The sequence below is a fragment of the Rhodococcus sp. BH5 genome (assembly GCF_027583855.1).
Taxonomy (GTDB): Bacteria; Actinomycetota; Actinomycetes; order Mycobacteriales; family Mycobacteriaceae; genus Rhodococcus_F; species Rhodococcus_F qingshengii.
Genome location: NZ_JAJHVW010000005.1, coordinates 300,470 through 320,530 on the forward strand (window position 1 = coordinate 300,470; position 20,061 = coordinate 320,530).

The following is a 20,061-nucleotide window of genomic DNA, read 5'->3' on the forward strand; positions in this document are numbered from 1 at the left end:
CGATTTCCCTGCGGGTTGTGATGACCCGGTGGTTTCGATCGAGCTTAGGGGTGCCGCCCCGCCGTTACGTCATCGATGTTCGGATTCGGTTCCGGCTCGGGCGAGTCGGCACCAGGCTTCCCACTTGCCGGCGCCGCTCACAGGTTCGACGTATCCGGATGTCGCCGACACGATTCGGACACCGTCCGACGAGAGCCACCTTGCGATCAGTCCCAGTTCTTCGGGTGACGCGCCGCGGAACGGGGCGTCGTCCGGTAGGACGGTTTCGGCCGCCGCGGTGATGGCGTCGACGACGGGCATCGGGTGAGTCCCACGTCTGGCGAGCCCGGCGGACGCGAGACGCCCGGACCGGATCACCGACAGCTCCCAGCCGCCGTCTCCGGTGGGGCGGGCGAGAACGAGTTGTTCGATCGCCGCGACTGCAGCGAGTCGCTGAGTGCGCCGCACTGCGGTGGCGACTGCGACCGTTCGGTCACGCAGACGAGCAGCATTCTCGAACAACGCGTGTGCGGACAGCTCGTCGATCCGGGCCTGCATCTGTTGGAGGGGAGCGTCGTTGGTTCCTCGGAAGAATCCACGCACGGCCTCAGGGGCGGCCGCGTAGTCCTCTGCGTTGATTTCCGGGGTCCAGGAGGCTGGACACGCCCCCAGTTCGCGAGCGGGGCAGTCAGGGCCGTGAACGGCGCCGCGTCCGAGACGCTTGGTACACGTGCGCAGACGACTGAACTCTGCGACGGTGTCGGCGACGTCGACTGCGTCGCCGCGAGAGGTGAACGGGCCGATCGAATCGGCCGTGGGCGTGCGAACCACGGACAGTCTCGGAAACGCCTCGTCGGTGAGGGTGATCCACCAACCTCGCTTGGGAAACTTGGAGCGACGGTTGTACGGCGGCGCATGCGCGCTCAGCAGTCGTAGTTCACGCACCCCGGCCTCGAGAGCGTGCGCGCACTCGACATGGTCCACGCGGGTGGCCAGCGCGACCATTTCCTTCATCCGGCCGCGGGTCTCCGAACCGGTGAAGTAGTTGCGGACGCGGCGTCGAAGGTCGGTAGCAGTTCCTATGTAGAGGGCTTCGTCGGAAGGACCGCGGAAAAGGTAGACACCGGGGCTTCGCGGCAGGTTTGCGGCGAAGGACCGTTTGGCCCGTTGATGCGAGGAAATGTTGGGCAGGTAGTCGACTAGTTCGCTGTAACTGTGGACACCCTGGTTTCCGACCCTGTCGATCAGTCCGTGGAGGACGTCGACGGTCGCACGCGCGTCGTCGAGAGCCCGGTGCGTCGGCTGGGTGGTCACTTGGAAGAGATGGGCGAGTGCGGAGAGCTTCACCGAAGGTGCCTCGTCGCGTGTGAGTACGCGCCGGGCGAGTTTGACGGTGCACAGGACACGGAACGCGGGCCACGGGCGCGCGCTGCGTGACGCCGCTGCTTTGAGGAAACCGATGTCGAACGGCGCGTTGTGTGCCACCAGCACCGCGCCCTCGGCGAACTCGAGAAATGCAGGCAGGACACGTTCGATGGGAGGTGCGCCGATCAGCATGGCCGTGGTGATTCCGGTCAGTTCGACTATGTAGGGCGGAATCGACCGGCCGGGGTCGACGAGTGTTGCCATTTCGCCCAGTACCTCGCCGCCGCGGATCTTGACGGCGCCGATCTCGGTGATGGAGTCCTGGTCGGCGCTGCCCCCTGTGGTCTCGAGGTCGACGACGACAAATGTTGTCTCGCTCAGCGGTGTGTCCAGTTCGTCGAAGCTCAGTTGCCGCCCGACGTCGAACTTCTCCCCGTCGGAGAACGGGGGCGGAGACGGAAATTCTCGGGCCGAGGCGGGACTCACACCGCAGACAGTAGAAGTACCCCCCGACACGAATTCGAGAGTGCAGACACGGAATCCGACCCGCACGGACTTCCATTGCGAAATCGGTGGATGAACGCCCGACAAAAGTAGGAGAGACGAGGATCACACTTGCGGTGGGAACTCGCGAATGTGGACGCGCGCCTACTTGTGAGTAGGGCGAGTCGAGGGGTCTTCGGTGCGTCTGTCGACGGCTGAAACCGCGTCCGTGACCGGAACAGGTTCTAGTTTCAAGTAATCATCGTTGAACTGCATGGAAGATCGGATTGTCGGGTTTGGTGAGCCTTGGCAGTGGGTAGCGGGCGCGGGTTTGACGGCCTGGAGTGGGTCGCCGAACCGACCTGTTGTTATCTCCCCGTGACCCGCCGGGCGTATCGCGGGCGCGGCACCACGATTTCCGGCGAATCGGGCACGATTGTCACGAAGCGGTCGACATCGTCGCGATCATTTCGTAACCTTCCTGAGACCTAACGAAGTCTTGCCGGACCAAACAGGACCGGCATCGTCAGGAACCGCCTAATCGGGATCTCCGCGAGGAACCCGAACCGGGAACCCAAGTTTCCACTGGGGTGAATCCCGCCTGGGGTGCAGCACGCAGGATCGCTGCAGACCACGCGGGTAGGGCTGATCTTCCCAGCCCGAACCCGTCAGCTAACTCGGTCGGCGGATGAATGGAAGAAATGGAGCACCCCTTAAGTGGCGTCACAGAGTTTCAAGCGTTCAGCGCAGTTGGCAGTAGCCGGCGCGCTCGCAGTCGGAGCATTCGCTGCAACCGCTGCACCTGCCTCGGCAGACCCCATCACCATCCCCGGCGTCGGCACGTTCGAGGTTCCGGGCGTTTCTATTCCTCAGTTGCCGGTCATTCCGGGCATCACCGACATCGCACCGGCTGCACCGGCCGCTCCCATCTCCAGTGTTGGTGAGCAGGCAGTTCGCGCCGCAGAGAGCAAGCTGGGCTCCCCGTACGTGTACGGCGCAGCCGGCCCGGACGCATTCGACTGCTCCGGTCTCGTTCAGTGGGCATACAAGCAGGCCGGTCTCAACCTGCCTCGCACGAGCTACGACCAGGCTGCAGCCGGCGTTGCCGTCGCACAGTCCGATCTTCAGGTCGGCGACGTGATCTCCTTCTACGGCGGATCGCATTCGGGCATCTACGCCGGTAACGGCAATGTCATCCACGCGTCGACCGCTGGTCAGCCCGTGAAGCTCGCTCCGGTGTCCTCGATGCCGTACGACGGCGCTCGCCGTTACTGATTTCTGAACACGCTCGACGGCTGTCTCCGGTAGGCAGTCGGAACGATCCGCCGCTGTGATGCGGCGGAGCTCGGGGGAGCTCCGGATCTTCGAATGTGGGCCTCGAATCTTCGATTCGGGGCCCACATTTTCGTTTCGCGACAATTCGCCCGGTACTTCACCCCGACACGCCTACCGGCGAGTAGACACAAACGTATGCCGTTCCGTAACCTTATCGAGACATTGCGCGGCCGAGACAGGTACTGTGGATAGTTGACAGCCAGCTAACAGATCGTCGACCGGTCCCGGTCGGCGTCGCTTCACCGAGACGGAGAGTTGCATTCCGTGGTTTCATCGAAAAACAACAGTCGAGTACGGGCCGCATTGACAGTGGGAGTGCTGGCGTTCGGACTCGTTGCAGGGCCTTCGATGCAGGCCGGTGCCGACCCCGTCATCACCAACCCCACCGAGGCGCTCGACAAGCTCGGTGAACTCTCCCGGGTTTCCGAGCAGACCAACGAAGCGCTGCACAACGCGCAGATCGACCTCGACGCGAAGCTGGCAGTCGCGAATGATGCGGACGTGCGATCGGCAGCCGATCAGGGTCTTCTCGACGCGGCTTCGGCGCGCGTCGCCGAGTTCGCTCCGGCGGTAAACCGTATTGCCACAGCGAATTACCAGGGTGCGCGAACCAATCGCCTCTTTGCGTTGATGGTGAGCGACTCGCCGCAGCAGTTGCTCGACCAGATGTCTGCGCTCGACGTGATTTCCAACGACGCGGCAGTACAGGTCTCTCAGTTCAACCAAGCCACTGCCGATGCGCGTGCCGCCTCGGAAGCGTCGAAGCGATCGGCCGAAGAAGCGCGAACCGCCGCCGATCAAGCCCGCGCGCTCAGTGACGATTTGCAGCGCAAGCAGAGTGAACTGCAGACGCAGATCGCCGACGTGACCAAAGCCTTCCAGAATCTCACCGACGACGAACGTAACCAACTGAGCGGTACGCCTTTCCCGCCGGACGTCGATCTCAGCAAAATTCTGGCTAACTTGACCCCTGGCTCGGGTGCTGCTGCTCTGCAGGCAGGCCTCACGCGGATCGGTGACCCGTACGTCTGGGGCGCGACCGGCCCGAACGAGTTCGACTGCTCAGGTCTGGTGGTGTGGGCCTACAAGCAGATCGGAAAGACTCTGCCGCGATCGAGCCAAGCGCAGGCGCAGGGCGGTGTACCGGTGTCGAGGGACCAACTACAGCCCGGCGACGTCGTGACTTTCTACAGCGACAACTCGCATGTCGGCATCTACGCCGGCGACGGAAACATTCTGCATGCGTCGACGTTCGGCGTACCGGTGAAGGTCCAGTCGATGGCAGGCATGGAGTTCTCCACTGCGCGTCGTTACTGACGGCTTGCTGCGCCCGAGCGGCGTGTGGCCAGCCGCCGTGAAGCGTCGAGTCGAGTTCTCCTACACTCGGCACCGTGCCGACTGAACCGATGACGACGCCCGACGTCGGCGCAGATCGACCACGCCGTTGGGAGTATCCGGCCCTCGTGGCGCTCGGTGTAGCCGTGGTGCTCGTTCTGGGCCTGACGATCTTCCTGACGAACAGGTCCGATTCCGACGAAAATGCCGCCGCCGAACAGGACGCGGAACGCAGCGCTCAAGTCCAGAGCTTTCTCGATGCATGGGCCGCGGCTCAGATGTCCGACGATCCGTCGGGGCTGGCGAAGTTCGTCGACAGTGCCGCCGCACCCGGTGTGCTCGAGGCGGAAGTTCGACGAGCCACTGCTGCGGGAGCGCTTGAATTCTCCGACTGGGGATACGAGATTCCCAGCGGCGGCCTGACTCCGGCGCCGCGAACCGGTGCGCCGGGCGGAGACGTCGAAGTATGGAATGCGCAAGTTCTGTTGCGGTACGCCCTCGACGGCGTCGACGCATTGCCCACGCGCAAGGCAGTGTCCATGACGCTCGCGAAACGCGGCGATCAGTGGTCGGTTCTTGCGGACGGGTCGATCGTCGGACTGGACGGCGCCCGAACGGCGGGCGAATCCTGGAACGGCCCCTGGGACTTCGGCCCGCTTGCCGTCGCCGAGAATTCTGCGGGTAACGCGCTGGTGATCGGCCACCCGGGTCAGCAGGCGTTCGTCGACGCTTTGGCTGCCGATGTGGACTCAGCCATCGAGAACACGACGCAGTTGTGGGGGCCGTGGTGGTCCGAGCGCGCGGTGCTCATGGTGGCGGGGTCCGCTGAGGAATTCACCGCACTGGTCGGCTCCCATCACGACGGCGCTTCGATTGCTGCAGTGTCGGTCGCGGATGCGACGGCGGACGGGTCTTCCGACGTGAGTGGCCAGCGGGTGGTCTTCTCGCCTGCCGCGGCTTCGAGGTTGACCGACATCACCAGGCGAACGGTGTTGCGCCACGAACTGATGCACATAGCCGCCCGATCGAAAACCCGTGACGGGTCGCCGATGTGGGTATTGGAAGGGTTTGCCGAATACGCGGGAAACCGTGGATCCTCGCGGGCCTGGGGTGAGATCGCGCCGACTCTGGCGGCAGCGGTACGCTCCGGCGATACTCCGACCGAGTTTCCGGACGACACGCAGTTCAGCGGTGTACCGGTCGTGAGTTCACTGGCGTACGAATCGGCGTGGTCGATCAACGCGTATATCGCCGATCGATTCGGAGAAGCAAAGCTGACCGACCTCTTTCGCGCTCTCGCCTCCGGAAAGATGACGGCCGAAGACCTCGATTCGCGGATCCGAGCGGTCGTTGGCGTCGGAACCGAGGAACTGCGAGCCGGATGGGTCGACTGGACCAACAGCCATCTGGGCTGAGTAGTTCGCGGCTGGGTCGATTGCAGCGGCGAGGTGCCCTTCGCACGTTTGAAGCACCGAGTGCCCTACGGTGGACGGATGCGCCGGACCCTCTTGGTGACCAACGATTTTCCTCCTCGCCCCGGAGGTATCCAGTCCTATCTCCACACGTTCGCCGGGCATCTGCCGCCGGACAAGTTGGTGGTGTACGCACCGCGGTGGCGGGGCGACTCGCACAAGAAGTTCGATGCGGCACAGCCTTTCGAGGTCGTTCGGCACCCGACGACGCTGATGCTGCCGTCGCCTTTTGTCGCTCGTCGAGCCGCGAAGTTGGTCAAGAAGCACGACTGCGAGTCGGTCTGGTTCGGTGCGGCAGCGCCGTTGGCGTTGTTGGCACCGGTTGTTCGACGCGCCGGAGCGAGCCGAGTGATCGCGAGTACTCACGGCCACGAGGTCGGATGGTCGATGATTCCCGGTGCGCGGCAGTCGTTGCGTGTGATCGGTGACCACACCGATGCGGTGACGTTCGTCAGCAAATACACCCGTGGGCGGTTCTCGGCGGCCTTCGGCCCGCAAGCGGCGCTCGAGCACCTTCCTTCCGGAGTGGACACGTCAGTGTTCCACCCGGACTCGGTCGCCCGCGCGGAACTGCGTAAGCGATACGGGCTGGGCGAGCGGCCCACGATCCTGTGCCTGTCGCGGCTCGTGCCACGCAAGGGGCAGGACATGCTCATCAAGGCGCTGCCGACCGTACGCAAGAGCATTGACGGGGCGGTACTGGTGATCGTCGGAGGTGGGCCGTACGAGGACCATCTCCGCCAATTGGCGCGTAAGACCGGGATGGACGATCACGTCGTCTTCACGGGCACGGTGCCCGCCGCAGAGTTGGCAGCGCACCACACGATCGCCGACGTGTTCGCCATGCCGTGCCGTACCCGAGGCGCCGGATTGGACGTCGAAGGACTGGGAATCGTCTACCTCGAGGCCTCGGCTACCGGTGTGCCGGTCATCGCCGGGCGCAGTGGTGGCGCTCCGGAAACGGTGCAGCAGAACAAGACCGGGCTCGTGGTCGACGGCACCTCTGTTCGCGACGTCGCCGAATCCGTGATCGAGGTGCTGTCCGATCGTGATCGCGCGGCCGCGATGGGAGCAGCCGGCCGGGCATGGGTTGCCGAAGACTGGAAGTGGGACACGCTCGCTTCGAAACTGCGTAATCTCCTCGGCTGAGCAAACGGGACTCGAACGCGAACGGCCCGCACCGAATTCGGTGCGGGCCGTTCATGTCGGCACGTTCGTGTCGGCAGAGGGCTGATCGGCGAAAGACTACTTGGCGTAGATCTTTTCGATGTCGGCGGCAAAGCTCTCGTGCACGACGTTGCGCTTGAGCTTCATCGTGGGCGTGAGTTCGCCTGTGTCCTCGGAGAAGTCGACCGGAAGAATGCGGAACTTCTTGATCGCCTCGGCGTGTGAGACGAGCTTGTTGGCCTCGTCGATGGCGTCCTGGATTTCGCCGACCAGTTCGCCGTCCGAAACCAGGTCGGCCGCTGTGGTTCCTGCGGCCTTGTTGTTGCGCTCGTTCCAGGCGGGGAGAGCTTCGGCGTCGATGGTGATGAGGGCGCCGATGAAAGGCTTCTGGTCGCCGACCACGATGGCCTGGCTGATCAGCGGGTGCGCGCGAAGGGAATCTTCGAGCTGAGCGGGGGAGACGTTCTTGCCGCCTGCCGTGACGATGATTTCCTTCTTGCGGCCGGTGATGGTGATGTAGCCGTCCTTGTCGACGGTGCCGAGGTCGCCGGTGTGGAACCAGCCGTTCTCGATCGACTCGGCGGTCGCCTTCTCGTTGCGCCAGTAGCCGGTGAAGACCACCGGTCCCGAGAGGAGGATTTCGCCGTCTTCTGCGATACGAACGGAGTTGCCGGCCAACGGCTTTCCGACAGAACCGACCTTCTGTGCGCCGATGGTGTTGACGGCGAACGCTGCGGTGGTCTCGGTCAGTCCGTAGCCCTCGTAGATCGTGACACCGATACCGCGGAAGAAGTGGCCGAGTCGAGCGCCCAGAGGTGCACCACCGGAAATGGCCAGCTGGCACTGCCCGCCGAGCGCTGCGCGCAGCTTCGAGTACACGAGCTTGTCGAAGAGAGCGTGCTTGGCCTTGAGAACGATGCCGGCGCCGCCCTTGTCCTGCGCCTCGCTCCACGCGACGGCGGTGTCTGCGGCCGCGTCGAAGATCTTTCCCTTGCCGTCGCCGTGCGCCTTGGCGCGTGCGCTGTTGTAGACCTTCTCGAACACGCGCGGCACCGAGAGGATGAAGTCGGGCGTGAACTCGCCGAACGTCGGAACGAGGTTCGGGATGTCGCTCGTGTGCCCCAGCGCTGCACCGGCATCGAACGACGCGATGCTGACTGCGCGAGCGAGAACGTGCGCGAGCGGCAAGAACATCAGAGTGCCAACGCCAGGAGTCTTGAGCAGCGTGCCGAGGTTGGAGTCGAGGATGCCCTTCGACTCGGCAATCAGGTTGGAGTGCGTCAGCTGGCAGCCCTTGGGTCGGCCCGTGGTGCCCGACGTGTAGATCAGGGTCGCGGGATCGGATGCCTTCAGTGCAGCGACGCGGGCGTGGACGTCCTCGTCGGAGATGTCGGCGCCCAGTGCGGTCAATTCCTCGACAACACCTTTACCGCCTGCCGCGGCATCGATCTGGTACACCGTGCGCAGCGCGGGGGCGGCTGCAGCGACGTCCTTCACGGTCGCGGCATGTGCGTCGTTCTCGACGATGAGGTCGATTGCTTCGGAGTCCTCGAGAATCCAGCGAACCTGCTCGGCTGCGGAGGTTTCGTAGATCGGAACCGTCACGCCGCCGGCCGCCCAGATGGCGTAGTCGACGAGCGGCCATTCGAAGCGAGTCGCCGACATGAGGCCGACGCGATCGCCCTGCTCGACTCCGATCGCGATCAGGCCCTTGGCGACGGCAGTCACCTGAGCGGCGAAATCGCCTGCAGTGACATCGACCCATGCATTTCCGACTTTGCGCTTGTAGACAACCGCCGCCGGCTTCGTCTTCGCGAAGGCGAAGACCGAGTCGACCGCGGAGGCATCCTCGGGAATGGTGAACGTCTGGGGTGCGCTGAACTCAGGCACGAAATACCTCCGACACTGCGAAATACTGACGAGTAGGGTTTTCGTCTCCTACTGTAGTCGCATGTCCGACGCAGTTGTGGCCAGGCTTACAGTCTGTCCGGTATGTAGTGTTGCGACACCCCTCGACGCTTCGCGGACGCGATATGTGAAGCTACTTCGGTGAGCAGCATTCAGGTCGCAGACCAGACTTTCATCGCCGCCCCGCCCGAGCGGGTCGCCGAACTGTTGTCCTCGCGCGCGCAGTGGCGTCGCTGGTTCAGTGATCTCGAGCTCGAAGTCCGGGAAGATCGCGGTCCCGCAGGATTCCGTTGGGGGGTGTCCGGTCAGCTGGTCGGCACCATGGAGGTGTGGCTCGAACCGGTCATGGACGGGACGATCGCGCACTACTTCCTGCATTGTGAGCCGGTCGGCGTATCGCCGTCCGATCTGGCGACCCTCGACCTCGCCGGGATGAACCGCAAGCGTCGGGTCGACGGCAAGGTCATGTCGTTCCAGCTCAAACGCGAACTCGAAGCGGGACGTGCCGCCGGAGTAGCACCGGACTGATAATCGAAGCACTGCACGTTGTGCAGGTTCTGGACTTTTGACGAAGGAAGGTAGCGCAGTCGTATGGCCGAGAAGACCAAGGGGTTGATCAGCATCGACGCTCCTGCCGACGCCGTGATGGACGTCATCGCCGATTTCGAGCGGTACCCCGAGTGGGTGGCCGCGGCGAAGTCCGTCGAGGTGACGGCGCCGGGACAGGGCGGCCGCGCGGACCGAGTACGTTTCGTCCTCGACGCGGGGATGGTGAAGGACACCTACGAACTGCAGTATTCGTGGGCACCGGACGGTATGGCGGTGAGTTGGGAGCTGATCTCGGGCGAGATTCAGAAGTCCCAATTCGGTTCGTACACACTCGAGCCCGGCCCGAACGGCACCACGTCGGTCACCTACGAGTTGACGGTCGACCTGACGATTCCGATGATCGGACTGTTCAAGCGCAAGGCCGAGAAGATCATCACCGACACAGCTCTGAAGGAACTGAAGAAGCGAGTCGAGGGCTGAGTGCCGGAGCAACGATCGCGCGTCCAACTGTTCGTCGGTAAAGGCGGAGTAGGCACGACGACGCTTGCCGCAGCGACTGCTGTGTCGGCTGCGACCGATGGGGCGAGAGTGCTGCTCGTGTCGATCGATCAGGCAGGTTCTCTTGCAGACGTCCTGGGCGTGCCGAATCCGCGAACGACCACATCTCTCACCGAGCGTCTCGACGTCCGGCAACTCGACACGTCAGCGCTCCTCGAGGACAAGTTCCGAGGATTGTCGGGGTTGATCGACGCTGCAGGAACTTTCGGAGCGGGAGATCACGAACACGGTTCGTCATTCGAGGGCTTGGAACCGGAAGAGTTGACGGGATCCCTGGGCATCCAAGACATGCTCGGGCTCGCCGAGATCGTCGACCTCTCGGACAGCGGCGACTACGACGTCGTGATCGTGGACTGTCCGGCCGCAGCCGAAGCGCTGCGGATACTCGGCTCGCCGTCGATGGTGTCGGAGTATCTCGAGCGATTGTGGCCGCGGCACAGGCGGATGGTGGCTGTGACAGGTACGGACATGCGGCTGCTCCTGCTCGTGTCCGTCGTCGAATGCGTGCTCGCGTCGGTGGATCGGATCGCGGTTCACCTCTCGGATCGGGAGAACACCGGCGTGCGTGTGGTGACGTCGGCCGACGGCGTGTCGGTCGCGGCGACTCGTCGGACGTTGTCCGGGCTGGCTCTGGCCGGGTTGCGAGTTGACGGGATTGTGGTCAACAACCTTGTCCCGCAGTTCAACTCGTCCGCCGGGAAGGGTGTCGACGATTCACCGGCGGCGCAGTGGCTCGCGTCGATCCGGGCGGCTCAGGCACTCGTCGTGGACGAACTGCGTGGATCAACCGATGGAATGTCCGTCACAACGGTCGAACGCGCTTGCGCCGAACCGGTAGGGTTGGCCGCTCTGGGCGAGATCGCGGCCACGTTCGAGGGTGGAACGGGCACGGATTCGGGCACCGTCGGTACCGCGGACAACATCGTGGTGTCGTTGGAGTCCGGGACCGGAGTCGATTCGGTGTACGTGATGCGGATGTACCTTCCGCTCGTGGATCCGTCGTCGTTGTCGTTGGGCCGGGTGGAGGACGATGTGCTGGTGGGAGCAGACGGCGTACGACGCAGAGTTCGTTTGGCGTCGGTGCTGCGTCGTTGTGTCGTGAACGGGGCGGAGTTGGACGGCAGTTACCTGATCATCCGGTTCAGCCCGGATCCCGCGGTGTGGCCGGTATGAGCGAAGAGCACGAGCGCCTCGTCGCGGAGTTTCGCGCGCTGGCGGAAACCGTTCTGACGCGCCTGGAACCGGTGCTGCAGAAGGCCGCAGCAGCGACCCCAGACGTTGCGAGTGACTCGGCGTCCACGGACACGCAGCCGGTGTTCACCGGCTGCAGCTGGTGCCCGGTGTGCGCCCTCGCCGCACTGGTTCGCGGTGAGCACCACGAACTGTTGGCATTCCTCGCGGGTCAAGCAGCAGCATTCCTTGCGTTGCTTCGTGAGATTCTCGACGAGTTTCTCGGGGGGCCGTCAGGTCCCGATCGTGGACCGGACGGCGGTCCGACGACGCCAGGTGCGGAGCGAACTCGCACGGCGGCATTTGTCCCGATCAACGTGACGGTCAAGGACTGACTCAGTACCCCGGGTAGAGCGAACGGCCCGAGATGAGCACAATCGACACAATGGTCACCGACGCACGAGGCACCGATTCAGGGTGCGCACTCCAGCGGACGCCGCTCGCGCGGGAATCGTCGCGATGAGCGCGCGCCGCTTGAAAGCGGTCTCCGACTCCACCATGGACGACATCTTGACGGTCGGCATCGACGTCGGCGGGACGAGTATCAGGGCCTCCGTCGTGGACGTCGACGGACAAGTGCTCGAGATGATTCAAGCCCCGACCCCGCAGTCGGCCAGGGCACTCGAAGACGGTCTCGATCGCGTCGTGCGCGAATTGGTCACCAGGCACGAGGTATCGGCCGTGGGGTTGGCGGTCGCCGGCTTCATCACCTCCGATCGAAGCTCGGTTCGGTTCGCTCCGCACTTGCCGTGGGTGGACGCGCCGGTCGGAAGTGACTTGAGCAAGCGGCTCGGCTTGCCGGTCGTTCTCGAACACGACGCCAATGCGGCGGCGTTCGCGGAGCACCGATTCGGCGCGGCCGCAGGTGGCCGCAATGTCGTGATGGTGGCAATCGGGACCGGAATCGGTGGAGCGCTGCTGATCAACGGTGAGCTGTACCGGGGGAGTCACGGAGTCGCTCCCGAACTGGGCCACATCCAGGTCGTTCCGGGCGGGCGTCAGTGCGCGTGTGGCAAACGTGGGTGTTGGGAGCGCTATTGCAGCGGAACGGCGCTCGTCGACACGGCAATCGAACTGCTTGCCGCCGACCCGGCCGCGTCGACGGTCCTGGCGCGTGAGGTAGCGGTGGATCCTGGTTCGCTCACCGGTCGCCGGATCGCCAACGCCGCGCAGGACGGTGACCCACTCGCGCTGGCAACGATCGCCGAGTTCACCCGTTGGCTGGCCGTGGGTCTGGCCATGGTCGGTGACGTCTACGATCCCGATCTGGTCGTGATCGCCGGCGGCGTCGCGAGTTCTGCCCCACTGTTTCTCGACGACGCCCGCGAGCAATACGCGACATTGTTGACCGGGGCGAAGCACCGCCCACTGGCCCGCATCCGTTCCGCTCAGCTGGGCGAAGCTGCGGGCATGGTCGGCGCCGCCGCTTTGGCCCGATCGGTAGTGCCTCAGGATCTCGGTGGGGTCGACGGCGCTGGAACCACGTCTGCCGGACTGTGATCGGGTCGATCCTGCAGGGGCGTGTGTAGCGGGGGTTACCGGTCGGCAGTAAGGTCGTACTCAGCGAAATTCAGCTGTGAATGGGAGGGACGCCGTGTGGTATTGGCTCTTCAAGTATGTGTTGCTGGGGCCGATTCTCTGGCTGCTCGGGCGTCCGACGGTCAAGGGTCACGAGAACATTCCGACTGACGGGGCGGCCATTCTGGCCAGCAATCACCAGGCGGTTCTGGACTCGTTCTACCTTCCGCTTCGCGTCAACCGCCGCATCACGTTCCTTGCCAAGAGTGAGTACTTCACCGGTTCCGGTCTGAAGGGCGCTTTCCAGAAGTGGTTCTTCACCGCGGTCGGTCAGGTCCCCATCGACCGAACCGGTGCAGACGCGGCCCAGGATGCACTCAACGCCGGTCTCAAGGTCCTCGGTTCGGGCAGCTTGCTGGGTATCTACCCCGAGGGGACGCGCTCGCCTGACGGTCGCCTCTACAAAGGCAAGACCGGAATGGCGCGCCTCGCACTTGAATCGGGCGTCAAGGTGATCCCGGTAGCGATGGTCGGCACCGACAAGATGAATCCGATCGGCTCACGGATGTGGCGTCCCGCCAAGGTCACCGTGATCGTCGGCGAACCCATCGATTTCTCCCGCTTCGAAGGCATGGGCGGAAACCGCTTCGTCGAGCGCGCTGTGACCGACGAGGTGATGTACAAGTTGATGAAACTCTCCGGCCAGGAGTACGTGGACATCTACGCGGCGAGCCTCAAGAACCAGGCGCCCACGAAACCCGAAGCTGCCGTCGACGTTCCGGCGGAAGGCAGCGAGTCGGTTGTCGATCTCGTGGCCTCGGCCGAGTCGAAGGAATCCGCGAAGACCGACAAGGATTCGCTCCCGGACGCACAAGCCAGCTAGAGATTTCCCACACCGGCCGCACGCGCATTGGCTCCAGAGCCTGCGCGTGCGGCATAGTTTTCGGACGTGCGCTACTTCTACGACTGTGAATTCATCGAAGACGGTCGAACCATCGATCTCGTGTCCATCGGCGTTGTCTGTGAGGACGGCCGAGAGTACTACGCGGTTTCGACGGAGTTCGATCCCGCCCGTGCCGGTAGTTGGGTGCGCAAGAACGTGCTGCCGAAGTTGCCGCAGCCTTCGTCGCCGCTGTGGAAATCACGCGAGAAGATCCGCGACGATCTTCTGAAATTCTTCGTTCCGCGGCCGATGGTGGTTCCGGAGCTCTGGGCGTGGGTCGCCGCCTACGACCACGTCGCGCTGTGCCAGTTGTGGGGCGACATGACGGAACTACCGCAGTCGATGCCGCGGTACACCCGCGAACTCCGACAGTTCTGGGAAGACAACGGCAGTCCTGCCCTCCCGTCGGCGCCCGCCGACGCACACGACGCACTTGCCGACGCCAGGCACAACCTCGTGAAGTTCGACGCCATTTCGGCTGCACGGTCACTTCGCTGACCCAGGTTTCGGTGCGCGGGAAGTGTTCCGATTGGGCTGCGATCGAGAGCCTGTGTGACGCGCCGACGAGCGAGCGAATATCCTGTAGAGGTGAACTGGACTGTCGACGTGCCGATCGACCGCTTGCCCGAACTCCCGCCGCTGCCTGCCGGACTGCGTAAGCAGCTCGACGAGGCGCTCGCGAAGCCCGCTGCTCAGCAGCCCTCGTGGCCCGCTGACCAGGCGGCCGCCATGCGGACTGTGCTCGAGAGCGTGCCTCCCATCACGGTGGCCAGCGAAGTCGAGGCGCTGCAAGAGCGTCTCGCGCAGGTCGCGCGTGGTGAGGCATTTCTGCTCCAGGGCGGTGACTGCGCCGAGACCTTCGCGGACAACACCGAGCCGCACATCAAGGGAAACATCCGCACGTTGCTGCAGATGGCCGTCGTGCTCACCTACGGTTCCTCGATGCCGGTCGTCAAGGTCGCTCGCATCGCCGGCCAGTACGCCAAACCGCGCTCGGCCGACATCGACTCGTTGGGTCTGAAGTCCTACCGCGGCGACATGATCAACTCGCTCGTCGCCGACGAGGCAGTCCGCGCCCACGATCCTTCGCGACTGGTGCGTGCATACGCCAACGCCAGCGCCGCGATGAACCTGGTTCGCGCACTCACCGGCGCCGGCATGGCCGACCTGCACAAGGTGCACGATTGGAACCGCGAATTCGTCGCAGCGTCTCCCGCGGGCGCACGCTACGAGCAACTGGCAGCCGAGATCGACCGCGGCCTGCAGTTCATGAACGCGTGTGGCGTCACCGATCCGAGCCTGCACCAGGCACAGATCTTTGCCAGCCACGAGGCTCTGGTTCTCGACTACGAGCGCGCGATGCTGCGTCTCGACAACGACAGCGATCACCCCAAGCTCTACGACCTGTCGGCTCACTTCCTCTGGATCGGTGACCGCACTCGTCAGCTCGACGGCGCGCACATCGCCTTCGCCGAGTTGGTGTCCAACCCGATCGGCCTCAAGATCGGCCCGAGCACGACGCCGGAAATGGCGGTGGAATACGTCGAGCGTCTCGACCCCACCAACAAGCCAGGTCGTCTGACTCTGATCTCGCGCATGGGCAACGGCAAGGTCCGCGACCTGCTGCCGGCGATCATCGAGAAGGTCCAAGCCACCGGTCACCAGGTCATCTGGCAGTGCGATCCGATGCACGGCAACACCCACGAAGCCTCCACCGGGTACAAGACGCGCCACTTCGACCGCATCGTCGACGAGGTCCAGGGATTCTTCGAGGTCCACAACGGTCTCGGCACGCATCCGGGTGGCATCCACGTCGAGCTGACCGGTGAGAACGTCACCGAGTGCCTCGGCGGCGCGCAGGACATCTCCGACCTCGATCTCGGCGGTCGCTACGAGACGGCGTGCGACCCCCGATTGAACACCCAACAGTCGTTGGAGCTCGCGTTCCTCGTGGCCGAGATGCTGCGAGGCTGAAACCTTGCTTCGCCGAAGCTGATTCGCGCCGGCATAGATTTTCGGCAACCGCCCTCACCCGCTCGCGCAGGTGGGGGCGTTCGCTATTGCGTGAATCGTGTGACGAATCGGCGCTGCCAGGGCATTTCGACGGCGCGAGGTGAGTAACGTGCGCGAACGTACGCGGTGGCGTCCTTACTGGGCACTCCGTCCATGACGGCAAGAGTGGCCAACGCTGTTCCGGTGCGGCCGTATCCACCACCACAAGCGATCTCGACTCTTTCGGTTTCCGAGCGCACCCACACTTCGTGCAAGGCCCTGCGCAGCGCATCGGGATCGCTCGGCAACCAGAAATCTCGCCAGCGGACCCACTCCGACTCCCATTCGGTGTCGGGAGGTTCTTTGCCGGTCAGATAGACGCCGAAGGTGGGGAGAGGTCCGGAAGGAAGTGGATTGCGGAGTCCTCGACCCCGAATCGATCTCCCCGACGGCAAGTCGAGTATCCCAATGCTCTCGGGTTCCCACGTGGCCATGAATTCAGATTAGGCCGAAGCGGACTGTCAGGGAATTGCGACGACGCTGATGTCGGTGCCCTTGGCAACGAGGTCGTTCTTGACGCTCTGGCTGATGATGACCGAGCTGTCGTTCTGGGTGAGCTGACGCACGGTGATCTCGAGGCCGAGGCGGCCGAGTTCTTCGCGTGCTGAGGAGACGGAGCGGCCGATCAGCGAGGGAACCTTGACGGAATCGGAGATGAGGAGAACCACGGAGGTGCCGGCGTTGACGGAGGACCCGACTGCGGGATCGGTGCCGATCACGCTACCGCCCTCGACGGCGTCGTCGAACGTTGTTCTGGTGGTGCTGACTGAGATGCCTACCTTGTCGAGGGCGGCGCGCGCAGCGTTCTCGGACATGCCCTTCACATCGGGAATGTCTACGGGCGGTGACCCTTTGGACGTGATGACCTTGACCGAGGAGCCCACGGCAACTTCGGTTCCCGGTGCCGGGTCGAGCGCGGCCACGCCGCCGATCGGGATCTTGGAGCTGAATGTGTCCCCGCCGTCGACCGCGACGAGAGTGCGGTCGGCGAGTTGTGCGCCCAGGGCCGAGACGTCGCCGCCGGCCGGAATGGGCGGGACAGTCGGACGCCCGAGCGAAGTCAGTAACGCCACGGTCGAGCCTTTGGTAACCCTCGAGCCGGAGGCCGGGTCTGTCCCGATCACCGTGTCGATGGGTTGGGCGTCGGAGTACTGACCCTGGACGTCGGGGGAGAGCCCGGCGTCCTGCAGAGCGGTGACCGCAGTGTCCTTGGTCAGCCCGTCGATCGAGGGAACAGCTGTATAGCGGCCCGAGCCCATCCACCATCCGCCGAAGCCCAACGCGAGCGCGAGGACCGCGATGACGAGCAGCCAGATCAGGGTGGCTCGTCGCGATTTGCGTCGTGCCTCGACAAAATGAGCATGCGGATCGTCGTGCCCCGGGTGGTCGTCGCCGAAATCGGAACCGTCGTCGAAATCCGAGTCGCCGTCGACCGTCGCCGGACGAGCAGTTTGTGCGGTGACCGCGCGAGTGTGCTGGATACCGCCAGGGGGAGGAGAGCCCGTGCCGAGCGCCGTGGTGGCTGCCACAGCCGGGGCCACGCCGGACGCCAATACCGTCGTGGCAGCAGGGTTCGGGCGCGCAGCAGAGTTCGGGTGTACCTCCGTGGGAGGCGCAGGCGCCGGTTGTGGCCGGGCCGGGGCAACTTGCGCGCTCTGGTGCTGGGCGCTTCGACGCGGAGCGGGAACGCGGTATGACGGAAGTTCCAGTTGCTCGCTCACACTGCGAAGTGCAGCTGCCATCTCACCGGCGTCGGCGAAACGATGTGCGGGCTCGCGGTGAGTGGCTTCGGCGACCAGACGATCGAACTGCGCCGGTACACCGGGGATACGTGAACCTGGGCGCGGGACATCGTCGTGGATGCGTTGGTAGGCGATGGAGAGTGACGAATCGCCGGTGAACGGTGTTGTACCGGTGAGAAGTTCGAACATCAACACACCGGTCGAGTAGACGTCGCTTCGAGTGTCGGCAATTCCTGACGTCACCTGTTCCGGCGACAGATAGGCCGCGGTGCCGAGGATCACGCTGTTGGAGGTGGTGGTTGCTGCCGCAGCTGCACGCACCAATCCGAAGTCGGCGATCTTCACTTCGCCGGTGTCCGAGATCAAGATGTTCTCGGGTTTGACGTCACGGTGAACCAGTCCCGCTCGATGCGCCACCGCCAACGCGTCCAGGACAGGTGCCACGACTGCAGCGACTGCGTGTGGCGGCATCGGTCCGCGCTCACGAAGGAGTTCACGCAAGGTGCCACCGTCGACGAGTTCCATCACGAGGAACACGTGATTGCGATCGCTGCCTTGGTCGTAGACGGCCACAAGGGCCGGATGCTTGAGTCGGGCCACGGCCCGGGCCTCGAACTCGAAACGAGTCAGGAACGCTGGATCGCCGGCGAATTGCGGGTCCATCACCTTGATCGCGACAGGTCGATCCAACCGTGTATCGAGGCCTCGATACACGGTCGACATACCGCCGCGCGCGATCGGTGCGTCCACTCGATAGCGGCGCTCGAGCATTTCGCCGATCAACCCTCGACCTCCGTAATGACTGTTCCTCCGTGCTTGCGATCTGTCTGCTTGCGGTCTAGGTGGTAGCTGTCGGCATGTGGGTGGTTGTTTACCGCGTACTGGCTCCCGCAGTGAGGGCACCCATTTACATCCACCGCGAAATCCCGGTTACTGATACGCCGCATCCCGTCCATCGTAGCCAGCGATACCGACGCGGAAGTCTCGAGAACGTCACAGAGCGCTGTGACCTGAGCGGAGCGGCAGTTTCGAGCACTGCACCGGGCGGTACACAGCGGGCTCGCCGGACCGGATAAACTTCTCGCGGTGAGCGCGATTCCTTATTGTGATGATGTCCTGGATTCTTCGGTTTCCCTGTTCCAGCTGGTGGATGTGGCGAAGAACGTCGGGTTGCCGGTGAGCAAGGTTCACCAGTTGCTTCGCGATCACAAGATCATCGCAGTCAAGCGGCATGGCGTTCTCGGTGTCCCCGAAGTGTTCTTCGGCGAGGACGGCCAGATCGTCAAGTGGCTGCCCGGTCTGCTGGCGGTGCTGCACGACGGCGGCTACACCGATGTCGAAATCCTCCGCTGGTTGTTCCTGGCCGACGATTCCCTGCCGGGGCGCCCGGTGGACGCACTGCATGGTGATCTCGCGCGTGAGGTCATCCGCCGCGCACAGGCCATGGCTTTCTGAGCTGCCGGCCTTCTGACAACTCACCGCATGCGGTTTTTCGCCGCGTAGGTTGCCGACCGGACCAGACCCGGCGCAGCGACTCGAAGTCGCGTGCGTCCTGGAACGGACACACGTCGATGCAGTATCCGGAAGTCGGCGCGCTCGACCTGGTCGAGAATTGCTCCGTACAACACGAAAGCCGTGCGGATCGACGGCTGGACCCGCCGATCGAGCATCGGGATGCCAGATTCGGCAGACCGATACCGCCCCCGCGTCACGGCAATGAAGTGTGCCAGCGCGCGCTTGACCCGAACGTCCACCGTTCCGGTTCTTCGCCCGTGTTCGAGCATCTCGATGTCGACCCCGAATGCGGCGAACTCGCCCGCCGGTAGATACAGACGTCCCCGGTCGAGGTCTTCACCGACGTCGCGGATGAAGTTGGTCAGCTGAAACGCCTCACCGAGATTCGACGCGGGCACTACAGCTTCCTGCTGCGGAACGCTCACTCCGAGAATCGGGAGCATCTGCAAACCGATGACGACGGCAGAGCCGTACATGTACTCGCTGAGTTCGTCCATCGTGTTGTAAACGGGTCGAAACTTCGCCGTGTCGGGGGCGTCCATCCGCATGGACTCGAAGAAGGCGTCGAAATATGCGCGCGGGATGTCGAACGTCTTCACAGCATCCGCGAAGGCCGGGAGTACGCGTGTCAGGTCGAGGGGAACCGTCGACGGGAAGCCACCTGTCGCAGTGGGGTTGTCGAGTGCGTTGACGGCTGCACGTTCGACGTCGGCGAGCACCGTGCCTCGTTCATGCGGACCCGAGGGTTCGTCCACGATGTCGTCGACGACGCGAGCAAATGCGTAGAGCGCGTGAACTGCGCGGCGTCGAGGTACGGGCAACAACCGGGTGGCCAGAAAGTACGTTCGGCCGTGTTCCCTCGTCACGTCCTCGCAGAATTCATAGGACGCAGGCAGTGCGTTCATGACAC

Annotated in this window: 18 protein-coding genes and 1 riboswitch; of the genes, 13 read left to right on the top strand and 5 right to left on the bottom strand. The window is 64.1% G+C overall.

Features of this window, described 5'->3' with window-relative positions; genetic code table 11:
- Positions 1-69 precede the first annotated feature (69 nt).
- Entirely contained in the window at positions 70-1,830 is a 1,761-nt protein-coding gene (locus tag RhoBH5_RS15510; protein ID WP_176741994.1) for a DEDD exonuclease domain-containing protein, read from the bottom strand.
- A gap of 521 nt (positions 1,831-2,351) precedes the next feature.
- Positions 2,352-2,530, top strand: a riboswitch (cyclic di-AMP (ydaO/yuaA leader).
- 14 nt (positions 2,531-2,544) lie between these two features.
- On the opposite strand from RhoBH5_RS15510, the gene RhoBH5_RS15515 reads away from it, so the two are divergent.
- From RhoBH5_RS15515 to RhoBH5_RS15530, 4 genes are all read left to right on the top strand, one after another.
- Complete coding sequence (locus RhoBH5_RS15515) at positions 2,545-3,102, top strand: C40 family peptidase (protein ID WP_003941754.1); 558 nt, start codon at positions 2,545-2,547, stop codon at positions 3,100-3,102.
- 324 nt (positions 3,103-3,426) lie between these two features.
- A complete protein-coding gene (locus RhoBH5_RS15520) occupies positions 3,427-4,479 on the top strand; it encodes a C40 family peptidase (protein ID WP_003941704.1) in 1,053 nt (350 codons plus the stop codon).
- A 74-nt stretch (positions 4,480-4,553) separates the two neighbouring features.
- The gene (locus RhoBH5_RS15525; protein WP_223304499.1) at positions 4,554-5,912 is read left to right on the top strand and encodes a peptidase MA family metallohydrolase; all 1,359 of its coding nucleotides are present in this window, start codon (positions 4,554-4,556) and stop codon (positions 5,910-5,912) included.
- 78 nt (positions 5,913-5,990) lie between these two features.
- Positions 5,991-7,118: a glycosyltransferase family 4 protein gene (locus tag RhoBH5_RS15530; protein ID WP_003941734.1), complete on the top strand. Its 1,128-nt coding sequence runs from the start codon at positions 5,991-5,993 to the stop codon at positions 7,116-7,118.
- Positions 7,119-7,214: 96 nt separating this feature from the next.
- Here RhoBH5_RS15530 and RhoBH5_RS15535 read toward each other — a convergent pair whose 3' ends face one another.
- The gene (locus RhoBH5_RS15535; RefSeq protein ID WP_270008490.1) at positions 7,215-9,026 is read right to left on the bottom strand and encodes an AMP-dependent synthetase/ligase; all 1,812 of its coding nucleotides are present in this window, start codon (positions 9,024-9,026) and stop codon (positions 7,215-7,217) included.
- A 159-nt stretch (positions 9,027-9,185) separates the two neighbouring features.
- Between RhoBH5_RS15535 and RhoBH5_RS15540 the strand changes: the two genes are divergently transcribed.
- The 8 genes from RhoBH5_RS15540 (at position 9,186) to RhoBH5_RS15575 (ending at position 15,816) form a co-directional block, all read left to right on the top strand.
- Positions 9,186-9,572, top strand: a complete 387-nt coding sequence (locus RhoBH5_RS15540) for a hypothetical protein (protein WP_003941776.1) — start codon at positions 9,186-9,188, stop codon at positions 9,570-9,572.
- A gap of 63 nt (positions 9,573-9,635) precedes the next feature.
- Entirely contained in the window at positions 9,636-10,073 is a 438-nt protein-coding gene (locus RhoBH5_RS15545) for an SRPBCC family protein (protein ID WP_003941701.1), read from the top strand.
- A complete protein-coding gene (locus RhoBH5_RS15550; RefSeq protein ID WP_270008491.1) occupies positions 10,074-11,324 on the top strand; it encodes an ArsA family ATPase in 1,251 nt (416 codons plus the stop codon).
- Positions 11,321-11,716: a hypothetical protein gene (locus RhoBH5_RS15555; protein WP_065456612.1), complete on the top strand. Its 396-nt coding sequence runs from the start codon at positions 11,321-11,323 to the stop codon at positions 11,714-11,716. Before RhoBH5_RS15550 ends, RhoBH5_RS15555 begins: the two co-directional genes overlap by 4 nt.
- Before the next feature lie 124 nt (positions 11,717-11,840).
- Positions 11,841-12,881, top strand: a complete 1,041-nt coding sequence (locus tag RhoBH5_RS15560) for an ROK family protein (protein ID WP_020969875.1) — start codon at positions 11,841-11,843, stop codon at positions 12,879-12,881.
- A 94-nt stretch (positions 12,882-12,975) separates the two neighbouring features.
- Positions 12,976-13,782, top strand: a complete 807-nt coding sequence (locus RhoBH5_RS15565) for a lysophospholipid acyltransferase family protein (protein ID WP_047270098.1) — start codon at positions 12,976-12,978, stop codon at positions 13,780-13,782.
- Positions 13,783-13,848: 66 nt separating this feature from the next.
- Entirely contained in the window at positions 13,849-14,340 is a 492-nt protein-coding gene (locus tag RhoBH5_RS15570; protein WP_003941683.1) for a polyadenylate-specific 3'-exoribonuclease AS, read from the top strand.
- Between the two features lie 90 nt (positions 14,341-14,430).
- Positions 14,431-15,816, top strand: coding sequence for a class II 3-deoxy-7-phosphoheptulonate synthase (locus RhoBH5_RS15575; RefSeq protein ID WP_007730070.1), 1,386 nt, complete (start codon positions 14,431-14,433; stop codon positions 15,814-15,816).
- Between the two features lie 83 nt (positions 15,817-15,899).
- Here RhoBH5_RS15575 and RhoBH5_RS15580 read toward each other — a convergent pair whose 3' ends face one another.
- The gene (locus RhoBH5_RS15580) at positions 15,900-16,328 is read right to left on the bottom strand and encodes a protein-tyrosine phosphatase family protein (RefSeq protein WP_270008492.1); all 429 of its coding nucleotides are present in this window, start codon (positions 16,326-16,328) and stop codon (positions 15,900-15,902) included.
- A gap of 27 nt (positions 16,329-16,355) precedes the next feature.
- Positions 16,356-18,419: a Stk1 family PASTA domain-containing Ser/Thr kinase gene (gene pknB, locus RhoBH5_RS15585; RefSeq protein WP_270008493.1), complete on the bottom strand. Its 2,064-nt coding sequence runs from the start codon at positions 18,417-18,419 to the stop codon at positions 16,356-16,358.
- A 303-nt stretch (positions 18,420-18,722) separates the two neighbouring features.
- Between pknB and RhoBH5_RS15590 the strand changes: the two genes are divergently transcribed.
- Entirely contained in the window at positions 18,723-19,091 is a 369-nt protein-coding gene (locus RhoBH5_RS15590; protein ID WP_003941747.1) for an Rv2175c family DNA-binding protein, read from the top strand.
- A 20-nt stretch (positions 19,092-19,111) separates the two neighbouring features.
- Here the strand turns inward: RhoBH5_RS15590 and RhoBH5_RS15595 are convergent, their stop codons facing one another.
- Positions 19,112-20,056 (bottom strand): phytoene/squalene synthase family protein, encoded by a 945-nt coding sequence (locus RhoBH5_RS15595; protein ID WP_007730072.1) that lies wholly within the window; start codon positions 20,054-20,056, stop codon positions 19,112-19,114.
- Between the last annotated feature and the right edge of the window lie 5 nt (positions 20,057-20,061).

Coding starts and splice junctions, on each gene's coding strand:
- RhoBH5_RS15555 (WP_065456612.1), top strand. CDS start 11,321: ATGAGCGAAGAGCACGAGCGCCTCGTCGCGGAGTTTCGCGCGCTGGCG.
- RhoBH5_RS15545 (WP_003941701.1), top strand. CDS start 9,636: ATGGCCGAGAAGACCAAGGGGTTGATCAGCATCGACGCTCCTGCCGAC.
- RhoBH5_RS15595 (WP_007730072.1), bottom strand. CDS start 20,056: ATGAACGCACTGCCTGCGTCCTATGAATTCTGCGAGGACGTGACGAGG.
- RhoBH5_RS15560 (WP_020969875.1), top strand. CDS start 11,841: ATGAGCGCGCGCCGCTTGAAAGCGGTCTCCGACTCCACCATGGACGAC.
- RhoBH5_RS15530 (WP_003941734.1), top strand. CDS start 5,991: ATGCGCCGGACCCTCTTGGTGACCAACGATTTTCCTCCTCGCCCCGGA.
- RhoBH5_RS15580 (WP_270008492.1), bottom strand. CDS start 16,328: ATGGCCACGTGGGAACCCGAGAGCATTGGGATACTCGACTTGCCGTCG.